We start from the raw sequence: 17,888 nt of genomic DNA on the forward strand, positions 1-17,888 counted from the left end.
GGGGACACCCCTAAATGAATTTGGGACGTGTTCCTTTTAAAAAGAACACGTCCCCTTTTTATTATTCGGATAATCCGGCCTCTTCATTGGTAATCCCATCTGATTCCTGATTATTCGGTTCTACCTCATCCTCACTCTCCTGGTTCTCCGGGGGATCCGGTACATTTTCATCCTCGATTCCGTCTCCGGAGATATCGCTCTCCTGTGCGTCTCCATCATCCTCCTCCTGATCCTCAGCTCCCACATCATTTTGCTTTTTCACTCCTGTAAAGCCCTCCCAGAGCACGGTAGCCTGGCTGGTATCTTCATCGGGGAAGATATCCATATACGGCAGAATTTCCGAAAGCACTGCCTGAGCAATGTACTGTGGGTACTTGCTGTTGTCCTGACGCTCTGCATTTGGCTCATCAACTACTACGTAGATAACTACCTGGGGATCATCCAGCGGAGCAAATCCGATAAAGGATACCAGGTACTTTCCGCTGCCCCTGGGAATCTTCTGTGCTGTTCCTGTCTTACCGCCCATGGAATAGCCCTGTACCTTTGATGTTTTACTGGTACCAGACTTTACACTCATCCCCATATAATCCCGGATTTCTGCAGAAATATCAGGTGAAATGGTCTGCTTCAAGACGGTAGGCTCTATGGTTTTTACCGTTTTTCCCTTATCATCTACTATCCGGTTTACTACATGAGGCTGATAATAGGTTCCTCCATTGATTACAGAAGATAATGCTGCCAGTTCCTGAACCATGGTACAGGTAAATCCCTGACCAAAAGAACTAGTAGCCAGTTCAACGGCGTTCAGGGTATCTTTGGTATGGAGGATACCTGTACCTTCTCCGGGCAGATCTATGCCGGTTCTGCTTCCGAAGTTAAATGTCTTCTGATATCGCAGAAAGGTTTCCGCTCCCATCTTTTTTCCGATGGCCATCAGACCGTCATTGCAGGAATTTTGTATTACCTCTCCCAGAGACTGTGTACCATGTGCGTCCGGATAAATCGAGCACTTAATAAACCGATCCGCTACCTGCTGCCCGCCGTCGCACACAAAGGTGTCGTTCTCTGTGATAGCACCTGCCTCCAGAGCAGATGCCACGATGACTGGTTTGACAGTAGAGCCCGGTTCATAGGCCTCTGTCACACAGTAATTCTGCCACATGGCATTCAGAGCGTCCAGCTGACTCTCATCATTCATTCTCTTGATCTCTTCCTCTGTATAAATTCCCGTGAGATCCCTGGGATTATTCAGGTCATAAGGATCTGAGCTTGCCATACCCAGGATCTCCCCTGTATTAGGATTTGCAACAATTACTCCTATATTGGCAGCCCCTTTTGTTATCTTTTTTGCCTTGGAGGAGTCTTCCTCCTCATCTTCTTTCTTATCTTCTTTTTTGAAGTTTTCTTTTGACATCGCTGTGTCAAATGCACTGATATACTTCTCAATTACCTGCTGTATATTGACGTCCAAAGTGGAAACCACACTGTTTCCATTTACCGGATCAATAATAGTCTGTTCCAAATCGGAGTCCTGATTAAAATATCCATATTTTCTCCCATCCACTCCATTGAGGGTCGAGTTATAATACCCTTCTATTCCCCAATCTGCCACATTACCAGCAAATGTAAATCCCAGTGTATCACATGCCAGAGCATTCATGGGATACTTTCTCAGATAATCCTCCTCAAACCACACGCCCTGTACATTTTTCTTCTCCAGCCTCTCTTCTTCCGAGAGTTTGCTGTCTTCAGGCACAGCCGTATACGCTTCAAAAGCTTTTTTTTCATCCATGGAGATTTCTTTTTTCAGAATCTGATACTGGCTGTTCTTTGTCTGTTCATTGGTAAGAAGCCCGCGTATGGTATCCTCGTCCAGCCCCAGCTGTTCCGTAAGGGCCTTAACCGTTGGCTCTACGTAATCCTTATTTGAATTGACTACTTTACAGTCCAGAATTACATTATAAACCTTACTGCTGGTTGCAAGCACTGTCCCGTTTCTGTCCGTAATATCCCCTCTTTTAAAGGGAATGGTCCTGCTGTCATATTGCTGCTGGGACTGTATTAAAACTTGCTTTTTATACTTATCTCCGCTTTTGGCGTTAATATAGGTTATTCTTAATGTTAAACCTACTAAAGCCAGCAGAACCAAAATAAACAGTCCTGCCAGCTTTTTTCTCATGGTTCCACTCAATTTTCTTTTCTGTTTCTTCCTGCGTTCCAATTTACTCACCTACTTTGCATCCGGTACATCTCTATACTGTCTTACATAACTGCTTCCCTTGGTGCTGTAACGAATAACCTGGTCTTCCTGGGCGTAACCCATCCCCAGTTTATTAATCGCCACCTCCCGAATATGGTCCAAATCTACAGATGCAAGTGTCTCGCTGTAAAAAGCATCATTATCCGCTTTCAGCTGACTCAGCTGTGTCTCTAATGATGCCACTTCCTTTGTCTGTGCAGTAATCACTGCCTTCAGTTGAAGGAATTGCACGCACGCAAATAAAGTAGCAGTACATACCAGTGCCAAAAACACAATATAGCCTTTATTTACCTGCAGTGCTTTCGCACGGTTTCTCCGCGCCCTGTGGCTGACCTCCCGGTTTCCCCTTACCGGACGTTCCTGCCTTTTAGGCGCTGTCTGCACACTTCTTACTGTATTTCCTTCTATATAAGAATACCTGGTATTCTCTGAATTTCTCGTACTCACCGATCTTTGATTTACCCTTCGATTGCCTCCACTAGCCATACTTTACTCCTTACTTTGGCTTACGTAAGACGCCGTTCAAAAACCCTTAGCTTGGAGCTTTTTGCACGGCTGTTCCGTGCCAGCTCCTCCTCCCCTGGTACTATTGGCTTTTTCGTGATAATTCTTCCCTTGGGCTTTTTCCCGCATACACATACCGGGAAATTACTGGGACACGTACAGGGATTCTCATTTTTCCTGAAGATGGTTTTAACAATCCTGTCTTCCAGTGAATGAAAGGTGATGATGCAGATACGCCCCTCGTCGTTCAGCATATCAATCATATCATCCAGCGAATCTCTCAATACATCCAGTTCATGGTTCAGCTCAATCCGAATTGCCTGAAACGTCTTCTTAGCCGGGTGTCCGCCTACTGCCCTTATTTTCATAGGAATCGCTCTTTTAATCACCTCGATCAACTCCCCAGTCGTCTCGATGGGATGCTCCTCCCTTGCCAGGACAATATGTTTTGCAATGTTTTTTGCAAATTTATCTTCACCGTAATCGCGTATAATCCGATACAGTTCGTTTTCTCTGTAAGTATTAACAATATCCCTTGCCGTACGGTCCCCTCTTTGGTCCATACGCATATCCAAAGGGGCATCTTCCCTGTAGGTAAATCCCCTTTCCGCAGTGTCTAATTGATAGGATGAAACCCCTAAATCTAATATAATCCCATCCACAGATGAGATTCCCAACTTGCCAAGCTCTGCTTTCATATTGCAATAATTGCTGCGAATGAGCGTCACCTGATCTTGGTAATCCCCTAAACGTTCACCCGCAGCCATGATTGCAGCATCGTCTTGATCTATGCCTATCAGTCTCCCCTTGGCAGATAACAACTTACATACCTCTAAGGCATGACCGCCTCCTCCCAGTGTACCGTCCACATAAATACCATCCGGCTTTACCCGTAAGCCTGTAATGGTCTCCTCCAGTAATACAGATTGATGTTTAAATTCCATTCTAATCTCCTGTGTCCGTTTTACAGCCGTCAGATGACAATTCCCATGTCCTGCATCCCTTCTGCAATGGCATCCATGTCATCAAAACTGCTGTTTTCTATCCACTTCTCTTTGCTCCATATTTCTATTCTGGTAATATTTCCAGTCAGCACAACATCCTTTTCCAGACCAGCGAATTCCCGCAGTGTAGATGGAACGAGAATTCTCCCCTGCTTGTCCAATTCGCATGAAGTAGCACTGGAGACAAAGAAACGTGAGAAGGTTCTTGCATTTTTATTCGTAAGTGGTAAGGCTTTTAATTTTTCCTCGAAAACTTTCCATTCATCCTGTGGAAATATAGACAGACAACCATCTAAACCTTTCGTCAAAATGAACTCTTCCCCTAATTGTTCTCTGAATTTTGACGGAATGATCAATCGCCCCTTCGCGTCGATTGTATGACTATACTCTCCCATGAACATGAATGTCACCTTCTTTCGTGGAACTGCAAGTCTCCCCTTTGCACTTCCCGCGGCAACCTGTGAATGCTCTGCCACTTATCATCCACTTGCCACCACTTTTCACCACTTTCTACCACTTATGTACCCATTTTATACTAATCACCCCTAAAAAACAAGGGGAACATATGTTTTTTCATAAATCTTTCACAGAAAAAAAGCAGGACAAATCACCTGCAAATCAGATGATATGTCCTGCTTTTTTCTTTTTTACTATATCTGGTAGAGAGCACTGAAAGCGCCTACTATATTATGCCGACGCCTCTGCCTCTGCCATATACTCCTCAATTAGTACATCCAGTTTAACACTGTCTCTGTAAACTTCTTCCAGCTTGAAATTATTCCCTATCTTTTCATCCATGGCCTGTCTCGCAGCTTCTATCTCGTGTCTCAATCGTTCCAATCTTGTCATATGCATCAATCTCCTTTGTATTTATCCATCATTTTCCCGTTCAGGATAACCAGAGTCCCCACATGCCATATTTGCCTATCTCCCAAGTTTGATTATCTACATAGTAGTAGTCTCTTTTTTTTCAGTTCTTATACATTAAATCGGAATAAAATCACATCTCCGTCCTTTACCACGTAGTCCTTTCCTTCCATACGCACCAGCCCTTTTTCCCTGGCCCCTGCATAAGAACCACAGTCCAGAAGATCCTGAAAGTTCACCACCTCTGCCTTAATAAATCCTCTCTCAAAATCCGTGTGGATTTTTCCGGCCGCCTGTGGCGCCTTTGTACCTACTTTGATTGTCCATGCTCTGGTCTCATCTTCTCCCGATGTCAGATAACTGATAAGTCCCAACAGCCGATAGCTTGCCTGTATTAACTTTTCCAGGCCGGATTGCTTAATACCCAAATCCTCCAAAAACATTTTTTTCTCTTCTTCGTCAAGCTCCGCAATCTCCTGTTCGATCTGCGCACAGATCACAAAGACCTCGCTGCCCTGTTCCCCTGCGTACTCCCTGACTTTTTCAACCAGACTGTTGGAAGACCCGTCGTCTGCCAGATCCTCTTCCGCTACATTAGCCGCATAGATCACTGGCTTACCTGTCAGAAGGTTATAATTAGCTATATACTCTTCTTCGTCTTCCGTCCCGCACGCAAAGACAGAGGCAGGCTTCCCATCTTCCAGATGGGCTTTCAGTTTTTGAAGAAGTTCCAGCTCTTTGGCTGCCTCTTTATCGTTTCTGGCAGATTTTGATGTTTTGGCAATCCGCCTCTCCAATATTTCAATATCTGAAAAGATCAGTTCCAGATTGATCGTTTCTATATCTCTGAGAGGATCTATACTCCCGTCAACATGGACCACATTGCTGTCTTCAAAGCAGCGTACTACATGAACAATGGCATCAACCTCCCGGATATTTGCCAGAAACTGGTTTCCCAATCCCTCCCCTTTGGAAGCTCCCTTTACAAGTCCTGCAATATCAACAAACTCTATGACTGCCGGAGTCACTTTTTTAGAATGATAAAAATCACCCAAAAGCTGCAGACGCTCATCCGGCACCGGTACTACTCCCACATTGGGATCAATGGTGCAGAACGGATAATTAGCAGACTCCGCCCCTGCTTTGGTCAGGGAATTAAATAAGGTACTCTTCCCCACATTGGGAAGTCCTACAATTCCTAATTTCATATGTTAAATCCTCTTTTCTTCTATGTTATAAGCAGCCGCTTTTTATTGCTTATGGTAAATTCTAACACACATAATAAGGCGAATCAAGACCTTGACCCACCCTATCACTCGACATTTCTCATTTTTTTATCGACAATTTTCGCATCGGCCCTTTATGCTTCTCTATCCTTCGACATCATCATAAGCAGCATTCCCTGTCGGTATTTTACGATCGCTGTATCCTCTGCAATCTCGTTGCTTACCCCCAGACCATCGCTGTTTTTCAGATAATGGTCAGTCAGGGGATATTTGAATCCCTCCAATGTCAGTCCCTCTACCGCATCCCCCAGAGGAAAAAAGGAAACATAGGTTCCAAATTGTCTGGATTTCTCCAGCATGGTCTCTTTCCCCAGAAGCGTAATATAATTCTGGGGATCCACAATGACTGCCGGTATACCGGCCTGGTGGGCCAACGCCAGGCACTGTACATTTCCCCAGAAATGATCCATACGCCCGCCTGTTGCCCCCAGGATCCATATGCCTGTACTTTTTAATTCAATTGCCTTTTCAATTCCTATCTGTGTGTCTGTGGCATCCTTTTCCGGCTGAAACCGCTCCACTGGAATCCCGGGGTTATTCATGTAATACTCCATCACTCGGGAATCAATGCTGTCAAAATCTCCCATTATATAGGAAGGAAGTATCTCATGCTGATAGCAGAAATTCAGCCCCCTGTCAATGCCCAGTATATAATCCGGCCTCATCTCTGCAATAAAGTTCAGGGCAAACTTCTCATCCAGAGAGCCGCCGCTAATCATCAACGTCTTCATATTCAGGCCTCATGCTCCATAAGTTCCAGCAGCTCTTTTGCATTCTTTGTAATATCTCCTTTAAAAACAGCAGAGCCTGCTACAAAAATATTTGCACCCGCTTTGAGAACTTCAGGCAATGTATCGGTGGTAATTCCCCCGTCAACCTGAATATCCGTATCCAGTCCTCTTCTGTCAAACTCATTTCTCAACACAGCAACTTTACGGGTGCAGTATGGTATGTACTTCTGTCCCCCGAATCCGGGATTCACAGTCATAATCAGCACCATATCCACTGTATCCAGCACATGCTCCAGCACCGAGACAGGAGTTGCCGGGTTCAAAGCCACCCCGGCCCTGCATCCGGCCTCCTTGATCTGCGCTATGGTGCGGTCCAGGTGGGTGCACGCCTCCGCATGGACGGTAAGCATATCAGCCCCATTATTCATAAACGTATCTACATATCTTCCCGGATCTGTAATCATCAGATGCACGTCCATAAATAAAGAGGTTTCTTTTTTCAGTGAGGCCAAGACAGGCATGCCGAAGGAAATGCTGGGCACAAAGATCCCGTCCATAACATCAAAATGAAGCCATCTGGTTCCTGCCTCCTCTACTTTCTTAATCTGCTCTCCCAGACGGTTAAAGTCTGCAGCTAATATAGATGGTGATAACTCATATTTCATACCTCAATACCTCCTCTTGTCTTTTAGTTCCTCATAAAATTCTACATAATTCGCATAGCGGATTCTGCTGAGTTCCCCCTTATCCAGGGCTTCTTTTACTGCACATCCCGGTTCATGGGTATGAGAACACCCCTGGAACCGGCAGGCCCCCTCATAGGGAGCAAACTCTATAAAATAGTCCTTCAGTTCTTCCTTTTCCATGTCCGCAACATAGAGTGAACTGAATCCGGGGGTATCCATGATGTAAGTGCCCTCGTCTATCTGTATCAGCTGCGAGTGCCGGGTGGTATGCTTTCCCCGTCCCAGCTTCTGGCTGATAGCTCCTGTCTCCATCTCAACCCCATGCTGAACAAGATTGGTCAGAGAAGATTTCCCCACCCCCGAAGGTCCGGCCACCACCGTAGTCTTTCCTTTCAGAAGCGCACTCATCTGCTCCACCCCCTCTTCCTGCTCCGCACTGGTGGTGAAAACCTCATATCCGCACTTCTTATATTCACTGATAAGCAGCTCCAGTTCCTCCCCTGTAACCAGGTCCTTCTTGTTGATGCAGATTTTTGTGGGGATGCCCTGCTTTTCCATGGAAATCAAAAAGCGGTCCAGCAATGAGAAGTTCGGTTTCGGCTCCTGGGCGGCAAATATCACCATTGCCTGATCAACATTGGCAACGGCTGGCCGTATCAGTTCATTTCTTCTGGGAAGTATCTCCACCAGATTACCTACTCTGTTCTCCTCATCAAGGACCTCTATGATTACATCGTCGCCTACCAGCGGCTTTTTCTTTTCTTTTCGGAATATTCCCTTTGCCTTGCATTCGTAAATCCCGGATTCTGCTACATGAATGTAGTAGAATCCGGCAATTCCTTTCACTATCTTTCCCTGCATGTATTAATCTACCTGTTCAAACTTCAGATTTTTATATGCCCCCAGCATCGTGTACTCACCATCTACTTTCTCATAGACATATATAGTACCAGTTGTAACTCCCGGCTCACCCTCAACATTCTTTAAGGAATACGGGAACTTTAACTTTTCATCCGTAAGGATCGTTTTTGCCTGAATCTCGCCATCCACTTCCTGAGCCAGGTCCATCTTAATCTCACCGCCTTTGTATCCCGGAGGTGAAGCTATCTGCTGCCCAACGCATTTCCATGTTCCGCTGGCGGATGTGTTCGTGCTGGTGTTGTCATCCTTTTTATCGGTATCAGAGTCATTATCGGAACTGTTTCCGGTGTTTACTGTAATGGTAATTGTAGTCCCGGCTTCCACAGAACGGCCCGCAGAGATATCCTGCTTCATGACATCCCCGATGTCCACACTGCTGCTGGTACCGCTTTCCACTACCACGTCAAGCCCCAGTTCATTCAGCGCTTCCTTGGCATCTGCCTCTTTCTGCCCCACTACATTGGGCACCTTCACTGATTTATCGCCCTTTCCGATGCTAACTTTTACGGTAATGGTGTCGCCCTTTTTGGCACTTTCTCCGGCTCCCGGGTCTGTGGAAATCACCTTGCCGATATCCACGGAATCACTTTTCTCCTTCTCCACCTTGGTCTCAAAGCCCTGGTCCTGGAGCGTAGCTTCCGCATCTGTCTGCGTTTCTCCCACAACATCAGCCACACGAATCTCATCGCTGCCCGTACTTACCGTATATTTTATCATAGTGTTCTTATCAACTTTTGTACCGGCCTCAATCTCCTGCTTTATAATCACACCTGCTTCATATTCCGTAGAAGCCTCTTCGCCGGCCTTCTTAATTCCCAGAGAGTTGTCTGAAGCCAGTTTCTGGGCTTCCTCCACTGTCTTTCCCACCAGTTTTGGAACCTCAACCTGTGCATCCTCATCATTCTTGTCTGAGGTATCCTCAACCTTTGGTTTGTTATTTTCTTTATTTTTCGAACCGAAGGTAAAAATCCCTGCTGCCTGACCGATAAGATAGATTAAAATACAGATAATGATGGCACCGACAATCAGTCCGCCTATGGTAAGAGCTTTCTCCAGGCGGGTATTAATGCCGCCCTTTCTGCCGTCGTCGTAGTCATCGTCGTAATCATCACCGTCTTCATCCTCCTCATACTCATCGTACTCCTCATCCTGTGGGGGATAGGAGGGCTGGGTGTCACCATAGCGGTTCTTCTTAATCTCATTCAGCTCATCCCCGGAAATCACCACGGTCTGCGCGTGATTGCTGAGGGGAACCAGATTCACAAAGTCCCCGTCCGGGTCTATCAGTGAATGCTTCAGATCTGCAATTACCTCAGCCATACTGTTGTAGCGCCGGTCAACACTTTTCTGCGTACACTTGAGAATTATCTGTTCCAGGCTGTGGGGCAGCTGAGAGTTATACTCTGAAGGAGGAACGATTTCTTCCTGCAGATGCTTAATGGCAATCGCCACTGTAGTATCTCCGTCAAACGGTACTTTTCCGGTTACCATCTCATAGATAGTAACGCCCAGGGAATAGATATCACTTTTTGAGTCACTGTATCCCCCCCGCACCTGCTCCGGGGAGCTGTAATGCACAGACCCCATAACATTTGAACTAATAGTGTTAGAGGATGCAGCCCTTGCGATCCCGAAGTCCGTTACCTTTACTTTTCCGTCTGTTGAAATAATAATATTCTGAGGCTTCACATCTCTGTGAACAATGTTATGGTTGTGCGCCGCTTCAAGTCCCATAGATACCTGAATAGCGATACTGGTTGCCTCTTTTACACTTAATTTACCCTTCTTGGAGATGTACTCTTTCAGCGTTATACCTTCAACAAGCTCCATAACAATATAGTAAACGCCGTTATCCTCCCCTACATCAAACACATTTACTATATTCGGATGTGCCAGCCCTGCCGCCGCCTGGGCTTCTGTCTGAAATTTCCGGATAAATGTCATATCCTCCCGGAATTCAGCCTTTAATACTTTTACAGCTACAAAGCGGTTCAGTTTATGATCTTTCGCCTTGTATACATCTGCCATACCGCCGGATCCGATTCTGCCGGCAATCTCATATCTTTCTCCAATAATCATTCCCACATTTAACATACTTCCACCTCTTTTGTACCTGGTTTTACTAGTACCACCGCAATATTGTCCTTTCCACCATTTTCATTCGCCAAACGAATCAGACTTTGTCCTGCTGTCTCCAGCGAGGGAGCTTCTTTTACAATCTGCGCAATTACATCATCTGTTACCATATTAGTAAGGCCGTCGGAACACAGCAAAATAATGCTGTCCGGATGCAGCTTGATATCAAAAAAATCAATATCCACTTCCTCTTTTGCCCCTAACGCCCTTGTTATTATATTCTTATCCGGGTGATTTCTGGCATCCTCTCTGCTGATCTCACCCATGCGCACCATTTCCTCTACCAGGGAGTGGTCCTTTGTAATCTGACGGATTCCGTCATCCATGACATACAGACGGCTGTCACCCACATTTGCCACATAAGCATAATGGTCGACTACTGTTACCGCAACCATAGTTGTACCCATGCCGGACATTCCCTCGTTTTTAGCTGCCTGCTCCAGCAATTTAAGATTCGCATTTTCGATTGCCTTACGAATAATCTTTATGGGATTATACTCCGCATCTGCCTTGACGGTATCAAGCAAAACCTGAACGGCAAAACTTGATGCAAAATCACCCGCATTATGTCCGCCCATCCCGTCCGCAACAACAAAAAGATTGGGCAGGTTACCGACAGCCTGCTCTGATGCAAAGACATAGTCCTGATTCACTTTTCTCTTCTGTCCTACATCTGTCACAGAATAAACTTTCATCCTTGCGTCTCTCTTTCTTTCTTATCTATCAAGATATATTTCTTTCGTAATTGTCCACAGGCTCCATCAATATCCCGGCCCATTTCTCTTCTAATAGTAACATTAATTCCGCATTTTTCAAGTTTATTTTGAAAATTAACTATAACTTTTTTATCGGACTGCACGAAATCCCGCTCCTTGACAGGATTTACCGGTATCAGATTCACATGGCAATTCAGCCCTTTCAGGAGTGCAGCAAGCTCTGCCGCGTCTTCCGGCGTGTCGTTTTTTCCTCCTACCAAACTGTACTCAAAGGTCAGGCGGCGGCCTGATTTCTCAAAGTAACTTCTGCATGCATCCATCAATTCTCCAAGTTCATACTTATTGGCTACAGGCATCAGCTCCCTCCGCTTTTCCTGATTGGAGGCATGAAGAGAAATAGCCAATGTAATCTGAAGTTTTTCTTCAGCCAGCTGCCGGATCCTGGGTACGATTCCGCAGGTAGATACTGTAATATTTCTCTGGCTGATATTCAGCCCTTTTTCATCGCTGAGCATGCGGATAAACCGCACCAGGTTGTCATAATTATCCAGGGGCTCTCCTGTTCCCATCACAACCACATTAGACACACGTTCTTTGGATAACTTCTGAATCTGGTAAATCTGATCCAGCATCTCTGACGGCAGCAGATTTCTGGTCAGCCCTCCTATGCCTGAGGCACAAAACCGGCAGCCCATCCGGCAGCCCGCCTGAGAGGATATGCAGACAGAATTTCCGTGCTTATACTTCATCAGCACACTCTCAATCACATTTCCATCCCCAAGGGCAAACAAGTATTTCTGTGTTCCGTCCTGTTTTGATGTTTGAACTTCCACGGGTTTCAGACAAGTATATGGATATTCTTCCTCCAGTCTCTGTCTCAGATGCTGAGGCAGGTTTGTCATGCTTTCATAACTGTCCGCCAGTTTTACATGCAGCCACTGGTACAGCTGCTTTCCCCGAAAAGGCTTTTCCCCAAGTTCTGCCATTACATTCTGCAGTTCCTCAGCTGTCAATGATTTAATATCTAATCCTTCCATCTCCTACACCCTTCTCAATCTGGCTATAAAGAACCCATCACTCTCATGAACCCCGGGCAGCAGCTGAAGATATCCCTGTCCGGTAGTCTCACTATGTAGCTCTTCACATAAGTAGGGATCCAGAGATTCCGGCTGAAAGGGATAATGATTGACAAACCAATGTATGTTGTCCTGGTTTTCCTCCCTTGCGATCGTACATGTACTATAAATCAGGATTCCCCCCGGCCGGACATAGGCTGCAGCATTTTCCAGTATCTTCCTCTGAAGCTTGATGATCTGTTCCTGCTTCTCAGGTGTCATCTTATATTTTATATCTGTCTTTCTCCCGATGACTCCCAGTCCGGAGCAGGGGACATCCGCCAAGACTATGTCTGCACTGCCGGCAGTCTCCTCCTCATAAACGCATGCGTCCCTGCAGACAGCTTCTATATTTACAGCATCTGCACGGCGAAAATTTTCTTCCATCAACTGTACTTTGTACTCGCTCACATCCCTGGCTTCCACATGGCCCTGTCCCTTCATCTTATCTGCCACATGGAGACTCTTTCCGCCGGGGGCTGCACACAGATCCAGAATTCTGTCCCCGGGGCTGGGGGCTGCTATCTCCCCTACCAGCATAGAGCTGACATCCTGTACCTGTATTCTGCCCATGGTAAACGCATGAAGGGCCGGCAGATAATCATATTCAGAGATATAGTAAGCGGTTTTTATATAAGGAGCCTTCTCCACTTTAACTCCCTGGCTTCTCAGGCTGGCTATGGTGTCTTCCGTAGAATTAAGATATTCCTGGCAGCGCACGGCCGTGGGACGTTCTTGTAAAAATGCCTTCAGTATAGTTTCTGTGGTCTCAAAGCCCAGCTGATCCAGCCATCGGACTACCAGCCATACCGGCATGGAGTAGGTAACTGAGAGATATTCTACGTGGTGCTCCTTTGGAGGAAAAGCAAGCTTCCCCCGCTCCCTGGCTATAGTACGAAGTACCCCGTTCACAAACCCCTTCAGACTGTAAAATCCTTTTTTCTGGGCAAGCTTTACAGCTTCGTTGCATACTGCGGAATCGGGAATGCTGTCCATATAGAGCAGCTGATAGACCCCGCTTCTGAGTATCTCCCTGATGACAGGCTTCATTTTATTCACCTTGACATTGGAAAACTGATTAATGATATAATCTATTTTAAGCCGATATTCCAAAGTTCCCTCACACACTCTGGTAATAAAAGACCGGTCCTGCTTTGACAGATACTGGTATTTCCCCAGAGTATTGCGGATTGCAATATGGCTGTATTCCCCCTCTTTGTTCACTTGCAGTAAGATTCCCAGGATCAGTTCCCTGGTATTGATACTATTAATCATCCCTTCTTGTTCCTCCTGCGAGTATCAGCAAACGCAGCAGCTGTAATATGGAGGATGCGAGTGCTGCTACATATGTCAGCGCTGCAGCCTTCAGAACTTTTCTGCCGCCTCTTAACTCCTCTTCTCTTAAAATTCCTGTTTCCTGCAGCATTGCAAGGGCCCTTCTGGAGGCATTGGTCTCCACCGGAAGGGTCACCAGCTGAAATGCCACTGCTGCTGTAAATAATACAATCCCCAATGTCAGCAATGATGGTACGGAAAAGATCAGACCGGCAAAGAATAACGGCCAGGACAGGGCTGAGCCCAGATTTGCCACAGGAACAATAGCGCCCCTGACCGTCAAAGGAAGATACTGTCTGTTATGCTGTACCGCATGTCCGCATTCATGGGCGGCTACACAGACAGCAGCCACAGATGTGCTGCCGTATACGCTTCCCGACAGCCGCAGTACTTTTGTTCTGGGATCATAGTGATCGGTAAGGTTTCCCCCGGTCCGCTCAATATGCACGTCATGAATCCCCGCATACTGCAGTATTCTCTGTGCTGCTTCCGCTCCTGTGATTCTGCTGCGGTTCTCTATCCTGCTGTACCGGCCAAATGTGCTGTTCATACTCGCCGATGCCCATACACAGATAAGAAGTCCAATAATAATCAGTAAATACGTAGGATCAAAGCCCCAATAATATCCTGTCCCAAATGGCATACCATCACTCCTTGCTGTCTTTCAATCTCGTTCCCTCAGGGATCTCATATCCCCTCAGAAACGCCCCTGCTTCCATTCTTTTCTTTCCTTCCAGCTGCAGTTCTTTCACACACAAGACCTTATCTCCTGTCTGGATATAAAGCCCTGTTTTATCTGTACGTACCACTTCACCCGGCTCTTTCCCGGATTCCTCAGAAAGCACATCTGCCTCCCATATTTTCAGGGTTTTCCCCTGAAGATACGTATAGGCACTAGGCCACGGATTCAGCCCCCGGATCAGCTGTTCTATGGTCTTTGCCTTTTCTTCCCATTGGATACATCCCATTTTTTTATCTATCATACTGGCATATGCCGTCGGACTTTCTTCCGGCTGCTTCTCGTAGACTGCTGTCTCATTTTCAATAGACGGCAGAGTCTGCACACACAGCCTGGCGCCAGCTTTGGCCAGTTTGTCAAAGAGACTTCCGCCGGTTTCCTTGTCCTCCAGAGGCACAATTTCCTTGGAAATCATATCGCCGGTATCCAAACCCGCATCCATTTTCATAATTGTTACCCCGGACTCTTTCTCTCCGTCGATGACAGCCCATTGGATAGGAGCCGCACCTCTGTATTTGGGAAGGAGAGAGCCATGGACATTGATGCAACCAAAGGGGGCAAGCTCCAGTATCTCCTGAGGTATAATCTGGCCAAAGGCAACTACCACAATTATCTGAGGTTCCAGTTTTCTTAAAATCTGGATAAATTCCGGGTCTCTGACTTTTTTAGGCTGATACACAGCCAGTCCCCGGGCAATAGCAGCCTGCTTTACCGGCGGGGCCATAAGGTTCTTCCCTCTTCCTTTTGGTTTGTCCGGCTGGGTCACTACACCGGCAATGTCATGGCCGGCTTCTATCAGAGCCTCCAGTGTGCCTACCGCAAAATCCGGGGTTCCCATAAAGACGATTCTCATTCTTCTTCCTCCTCGTATTCCGCATTAGTACTGTGGAGATCACCTTCCACCAGGTCTGTATAAAGTTTGCCGTCCAGATGATCCAGCTCATGACAGATAGCTCTTGCCAGCAGATCGGTGCCTTCCAGAATAAATTCTTCCATATTTTCATCTAAGGCTTTCACTTTCACCCAGTCTGGTCTTGTAACCTGTCCGGCCATGCCGGGCACACTTAAGCACCCCTCATCCCCTGTCTGTTCCCCTGACGTCTCCAGAATCTCCGGATTGATATAAGCCCTGGGGCTGCCGTCTGTATCAATGACAACAATTCTTTTCAGGACACCTACCTGAGGTGCCGCAAGCCCCACACCCATTTCCTCATACATGGTATCAAACATATCGTCTATCAATTCTTGAATCTTTGGTGTCATCTCCTCCACCGGTCTGCACTTTTTGTTCAAAATAGGATCTCCCTGCACTCTTATCTTTCTTAACGCCATACCTGTCCTCTCCTTACTATATTTATAGTTTATACATTAAAATCAAATTGAACCGTAATCTTGTCAAATCCTTTATTTATTCTGATATAACGCTCCAGCTGGTTTTTTATCCATATCAGCCGTTCATTCTCCCCGTGCTTCAGATAAAGTACCATACGATACATATCATTTACTTTGGAAATATTCTCCGGTGCCGGCCCTATCAGCTGCAGCTCACTCTTTGGATAAATCTTTTGAATATACTTTCCTATATAATGCATTCCCTGCTGTAAAAGCGACTCATCCCTGCAGGCGCCCCGTATGGCGAGCATTGAGGCTGCGGGAGGGTATCCCATGAGCAGTCTGTATGAGATTTCTTCCCTGTAAAATTCTTCATAGTCCTGATGTACAGACGCCTGAATGCTGTAGTGTTCCGGGTGATACGTCTGAATCACAGCTTCCCCTGGATTTTTTCCCCTTCCGGCTCTCCCCACTGCCTGCGTCAGCAGCTGAAAGGTCCTCTCACTGGCTCTGTAATTCTCTGCAAATAAAGACATATCTGCGGCGAGAACGCCTACCAGAGTCACTTTCGGAAAATCATGGCCTTTTACTATCATCTGGGTTCCCACCAGAATATCGGCTTCTTTATTGGCAAAAGCGGCAAGAATTGTCTCATGTCCATTCTTTCCCTTGGTAGTATCCAGATCCATTCTCAAAATCCTTGCCCTGGGGAACATCTTCTTTACAATCTCTTCTATCTGCTGGGTCCCTGCACGGAATCCTCCAATATAGGGAGAACCGCATTCAGGACATCCGGAGAGACTTGGCGTCTCATATCCGCAGTAATGGCATACCAGCCTCCCATGGCTGTGAATAGACAGCGACACATCACAGTGGGGACATTTTACTACGAAGCCGCAGGACCGGCAGGCCACAAACCCGGAGTAGCCCCGCCGATTGAGAAACAGCATAATCTGCTCCCGGTTATCCAGGCGCTCCTGGATCTTATCCCGGAGCAATTTACTTATAATAGATCGATTTCCTGTTTTTAATTCTTCCCGCAAATCTACAGTATATACCATCGGAAGGCTGCTTCCCGCAAAACGGGAAGACAGGGAAACCATATGATAGATTCCCTGCTGCCCTTTATAATAGGAATCTACGGAGGGAGTAGCGGACCCCATAAGGACATATGCCCCTTCCATTCGGGCCCTCTCTATGGCCACATCCCTGGCATGGTATCTGGGAGTGCTTTCGCTGATATAGGAGGATTCGTGTTCCTCGTCTATAATAATCAGCCCCAGCTTCTGGAATGGTGTAAACAAGGCGGAACGGGGACCCACCATGATCTGTATCTTCCCCTCTCTTGCCCTTTCAAACTGGTCAAACCGCTCTCCCTGGGACATTCTGGAGTTAATCACAGAAACGCGTTCTCCAAACCGAAGGTAAAACCGTCGTACCGTCTGATAAGTGAGGGCAATTTCTGGAATCAGAACAATGATTTCCCTTCCCTCCTCCAGAATTCTCTGAATCATCTCCATATAGATCAGCGTTTTTCCGCTTCCCGTAATTCCGTGAAGCAGACAGGGCCTTGGAACCTCTGAAGCCCATTCCTCAGCAATCCGTACCGCTGCTGTCCTCTGCTCCTCGGTTAAAGAAATCTGTTCCTCATTTCCCTCCACTGGCCCCAGAGGATTCCGGTACACGGTTGACACTTCCTCGGCTACTGCGCCATTTTCTATCATTTTCCTGACAGCGGCCGGAGAAACATGAAGTGCTTTTATCGCAAATTCATAATCCATATCTCCATTTTCCAGAATTGCTGACAGCAGCCTGGCTCTGGCCGCATATTTTTTTCTTTCTAATTCTATAAGCAACTCCTCTGCCTCTTTGGGGGGCAAAACAAGCCTTAACCTTTTTTTCTCCTTTGCCTTCATCTTTTTTTTCACAGGAAGAACTGTTTTCAATGCCTGATTCATAGTTGAACCATACTGCTCACGAATCCATGCCGCCAGCGCTATCAGTTTAGACTCCACCGTAATTCCCCCGGATTCAGGGCCCAGAATTTCTTTCATTTTTTCGGTGTCATACCGCGCGTCCACGGAGATGCCTGTTACATACCCTGTAATCTCCCGGTTACCTTTCCCAAAAGGAACCCTAACCTGCATGCCGATGCAGATGTCTTCTCTGAGAGCCTCCGGTATCTTATACTGAAAAGTACGATCCAACTTTTCCTGAGAAATATCTACAATTATATCTGCATACCATTCGTTCATT

General features: G+C 46.4%; 17 protein-coding genes. All 17 read right to left on the reverse strand.

Going from position 1 to position 17,888, the window contains the following annotated elements:
• Positions 1-61: 61 nt before the first annotated feature.
• The 17 genes from BUA56_RS00750 to priA all read right to left on the reverse strand — a co-directional run bounded on the left by BUA56_RS00750 (position 62) and on the right by priA (position 17,887).
• Complete coding sequence (locus BUA56_RS00750; RefSeq protein WP_072848741.1) at positions 62-2,179, reverse strand: peptidoglycan D,D-transpeptidase FtsI family protein; 2,118 nt, start codon at positions 2,177-2,179, stop codon at positions 62-64.
• A 51-nt stretch (positions 2,180-2,230) separates the two neighbouring features.
• Positions 2,231-2,746, reverse strand: a complete 516-nt coding sequence (locus BUA56_RS00755) for a hypothetical protein (RefSeq protein WP_072848273.1) — start codon at positions 2,744-2,746, stop codon at positions 2,231-2,233.
• Positions 2,747-2,766: 20 nt separating this feature from the next.
• Positions 2,767-3,708, reverse strand: coding sequence for a 16S rRNA (cytosine(1402)-N(4))-methyltransferase RsmH (gene rsmH / locus BUA56_RS00760; RefSeq protein ID WP_072848274.1), 942 nt, complete (start codon positions 3,706-3,708; stop codon positions 2,767-2,769).
• 29 nt (positions 3,709-3,737) lie between these two features.
• Positions 3,738-4,169: a division/cell wall cluster transcriptional repressor MraZ gene (gene mraZ / locus BUA56_RS00765; RefSeq protein WP_072848275.1), complete on the reverse strand. Its 432-nt coding sequence runs from the start codon at positions 4,167-4,169 to the stop codon at positions 3,738-3,740.
• Between the two features lie 286 nt (positions 4,170-4,455).
• Complete coding sequence (locus BUA56_RS00770) at positions 4,456-4,617, reverse strand: aspartyl-phosphate phosphatase Spo0E family protein (protein ID WP_158640960.1); 162 nt, start codon at positions 4,615-4,617, stop codon at positions 4,456-4,458.
• A 128-nt stretch (positions 4,618-4,745) separates the two neighbouring features.
• Positions 4,746-5,843 carry a redox-regulated ATPase YchF gene (ychF, locus tag BUA56_RS00775; RefSeq protein WP_072848277.1) on the reverse strand — a complete coding sequence of 366 codons (1,098 nt, stop codon included), beginning with the start codon at positions 5,841-5,843 and terminating at the stop codon, positions 4,746-4,748.
• A 152-nt stretch (positions 5,844-5,995) separates the two neighbouring features.
• Positions 5,996-6,652 carry a thiamine diphosphokinase gene (locus BUA56_RS00780; protein ID WP_084067532.1) on the reverse strand — a complete coding sequence of 219 codons (657 nt, stop codon included), beginning with the start codon at positions 6,650-6,652 and terminating at the stop codon, positions 5,996-5,998.
• Positions 6,653-6,654: 2 nt separating this feature from the next.
• A complete protein-coding gene (gene rpe / locus BUA56_RS00785) occupies positions 6,655-7,317 on the reverse strand; it encodes a ribulose-phosphate 3-epimerase (protein ID WP_072848279.1) in 663 nt (220 codons plus the stop codon).
• Between the two features lie 3 nt (positions 7,318-7,320).
• A complete protein-coding gene (rsgA, locus tag BUA56_RS22705; RefSeq protein ID WP_072848280.1) occupies positions 7,321-8,199 on the reverse strand; it encodes a ribosome small subunit-dependent GTPase A in 879 nt (292 codons plus the stop codon).
• 3 nt (positions 8,200-8,202) lie between these two features.
• The gene (gene pknB, locus BUA56_RS00795; protein ID WP_072848281.1) at positions 8,203-10,353 is read right to left on the reverse strand and encodes a Stk1 family PASTA domain-containing Ser/Thr kinase; all 2,151 of its coding nucleotides are present in this window, start codon (positions 10,351-10,353) and stop codon (positions 8,203-8,205) included.
• Positions 10,347-11,090 (reverse strand): Stp1/IreP family PP2C-type Ser/Thr phosphatase, encoded by a 744-nt coding sequence (locus tag BUA56_RS00800; protein ID WP_072848282.1) that lies wholly within the window; start codon positions 11,088-11,090, stop codon positions 10,347-10,349. The genes pknB and BUA56_RS00800 overlap by 7 nt, the downstream gene beginning before the upstream one ends.
• Positions 11,087-12,148, reverse strand: a complete 1,062-nt coding sequence (gene rlmN, locus BUA56_RS00805) for a dual-specificity RNA methyltransferase RlmN (protein ID WP_072848283.1) — start codon at positions 12,146-12,148, stop codon at positions 11,087-11,089. Before rlmN ends, BUA56_RS00800 begins: the two co-directional genes overlap by 4 nt.
• Before the next feature lie 3 nt (positions 12,149-12,151).
• Complete coding sequence (gene rsmB, locus BUA56_RS00810) at positions 12,152-13,501, reverse strand: 16S rRNA (cytosine(967)-C(5))-methyltransferase RsmB (protein WP_072848284.1); 1,350 nt, start codon at positions 13,499-13,501, stop codon at positions 12,152-12,154.
• Positions 13,494-14,204, reverse strand: a complete 711-nt coding sequence (locus tag BUA56_RS00815; protein WP_072848285.1) for a zinc metallopeptidase — start codon at positions 14,202-14,204, stop codon at positions 13,494-13,496. Before BUA56_RS00815 ends, rsmB begins: the two co-directional genes overlap by 8 nt.
• Positions 14,205-14,208: 4 nt before the next feature.
• Positions 14,209-15,153, reverse strand: coding sequence for a methionyl-tRNA formyltransferase (fmt, locus tag BUA56_RS00820; protein WP_072848286.1), 945 nt, complete (start codon positions 15,151-15,153; stop codon positions 14,209-14,211).
• Positions 15,150-15,632, reverse strand: a complete 483-nt coding sequence (def, locus tag BUA56_RS00825; protein ID WP_072848287.1) for a peptide deformylase — start codon at positions 15,630-15,632, stop codon at positions 15,150-15,152. The genes fmt and def overlap by 4 nt, the downstream gene beginning before the upstream one ends.
• Before the next feature lie 29 nt (positions 15,633-15,661).
• Complete coding sequence (priA, locus tag BUA56_RS00830; protein ID WP_072848288.1) at positions 15,662-17,887, reverse strand: replication restart helicase PriA; 2,226 nt, start codon at positions 17,885-17,887, stop codon at positions 15,662-15,664.
• Position 17,888 lies beyond the last annotated feature (1 nt).

Origin of the sequence: Lactonifactor longoviformis DSM 17459, assembly GCF_900129135.1 — a bacterium.
Lineage (GTDB): Bacteria > Bacillota > Clostridia > Lachnospirales > Lachnospiraceae > Lactonifactor > Lactonifactor longoviformis.

Coding starts and splice junctions, on each gene's coding strand:
- BUA56_RS00750 (WP_072848741.1), bottom strand. CDS start 2,179: ATGAGAAAAAAGCTGGCAGGACTGTTTATTTTGGTTCTGCTGGCTTTA.
- BUA56_RS00755 (WP_072848273.1), bottom strand. CDS start 2,746: ATGGCTAGTGGAGGCAATCGAAGGGTAAATCAAAGATCGGTGAGTACG.
- rsmH (WP_072848274.1), bottom strand. CDS start 3,708: ATGGAATTTAAACATCAATCTGTATTACTGGAGGAGACCATTACAGGC.
- mraZ (WP_072848275.1), bottom strand. CDS start 4,169: ATGTTCATGGGAGAGTATAGTCATACAATCGACGCGAAGGGGCGATTG.
- BUA56_RS00770 (WP_158640960.1), bottom strand. CDS start 4,617: ATGACAAGATTGGAACGATTGAGACACGAGATAGAAGCTGCGAGACAG.
- ychF (WP_072848277.1), bottom strand. CDS start 5,843: ATGAAATTAGGAATTGTAGGACTTCCCAATGTGGGGAAGAGTACCTTA.
- BUA56_RS00780 (WP_084067532.1), bottom strand. CDS start 6,652: ATGAAGACGTTGATGATTAGCGGCGGCTCTCTGGATGAGAAGTTTGCC.
- rpe (WP_072848279.1), bottom strand. CDS start 7,317: ATGAAATATGAGTTATCACCATCTATATTAGCTGCAGACTTTAACCGT.
- rsgA (WP_072848280.1), bottom strand. CDS start 8,199: ATGCAGGGAAAGATAGTGAAAGGAATTGCCGGATTCTACTACATTCAT.
- pknB (WP_072848281.1), bottom strand. CDS start 10,353: ATGTTAAATGTGGGAATGATTATTGGAGAAAGATATGAGATTGCCGGC.
- BUA56_RS00800 (WP_072848282.1), bottom strand. CDS start 11,090: ATGAAAGTTTATTCTGTGACAGATGTAGGACAGAAGAGAAAAGTGAAT.
- rlmN (WP_072848283.1), bottom strand. CDS start 12,148: ATGGAAGGATTAGATATTAAATCATTGACAGCTGAGGAACTGCAGAAT.
- rsmB (WP_072848284.1), bottom strand. CDS start 13,501: ATGATTAATAGTATCAATACCAGGGAACTGATCCTGGGAATCTTACTG.
- BUA56_RS00815 (WP_072848285.1), bottom strand. CDS start 14,204: ATGCCATTTGGGACAGGATATTATTGGGGCTTTGATCCTACGTATTTA.
- fmt (WP_072848286.1), bottom strand. CDS start 15,153: ATGAGAATCGTCTTTATGGGAACCCCGGATTTTGCGGTAGGCACACTG.
- def (WP_072848287.1), bottom strand. CDS start 15,632: ATGGCGTTAAGAAAGATAAGAGTGCAGGGAGATCCTATTTTGAACAAA.
- priA (WP_072848288.1), bottom strand. CDS start 17,887: ATGAACGAATGGTATGCAGATATAATTGTAGATATTTCTCAGGAAAAG.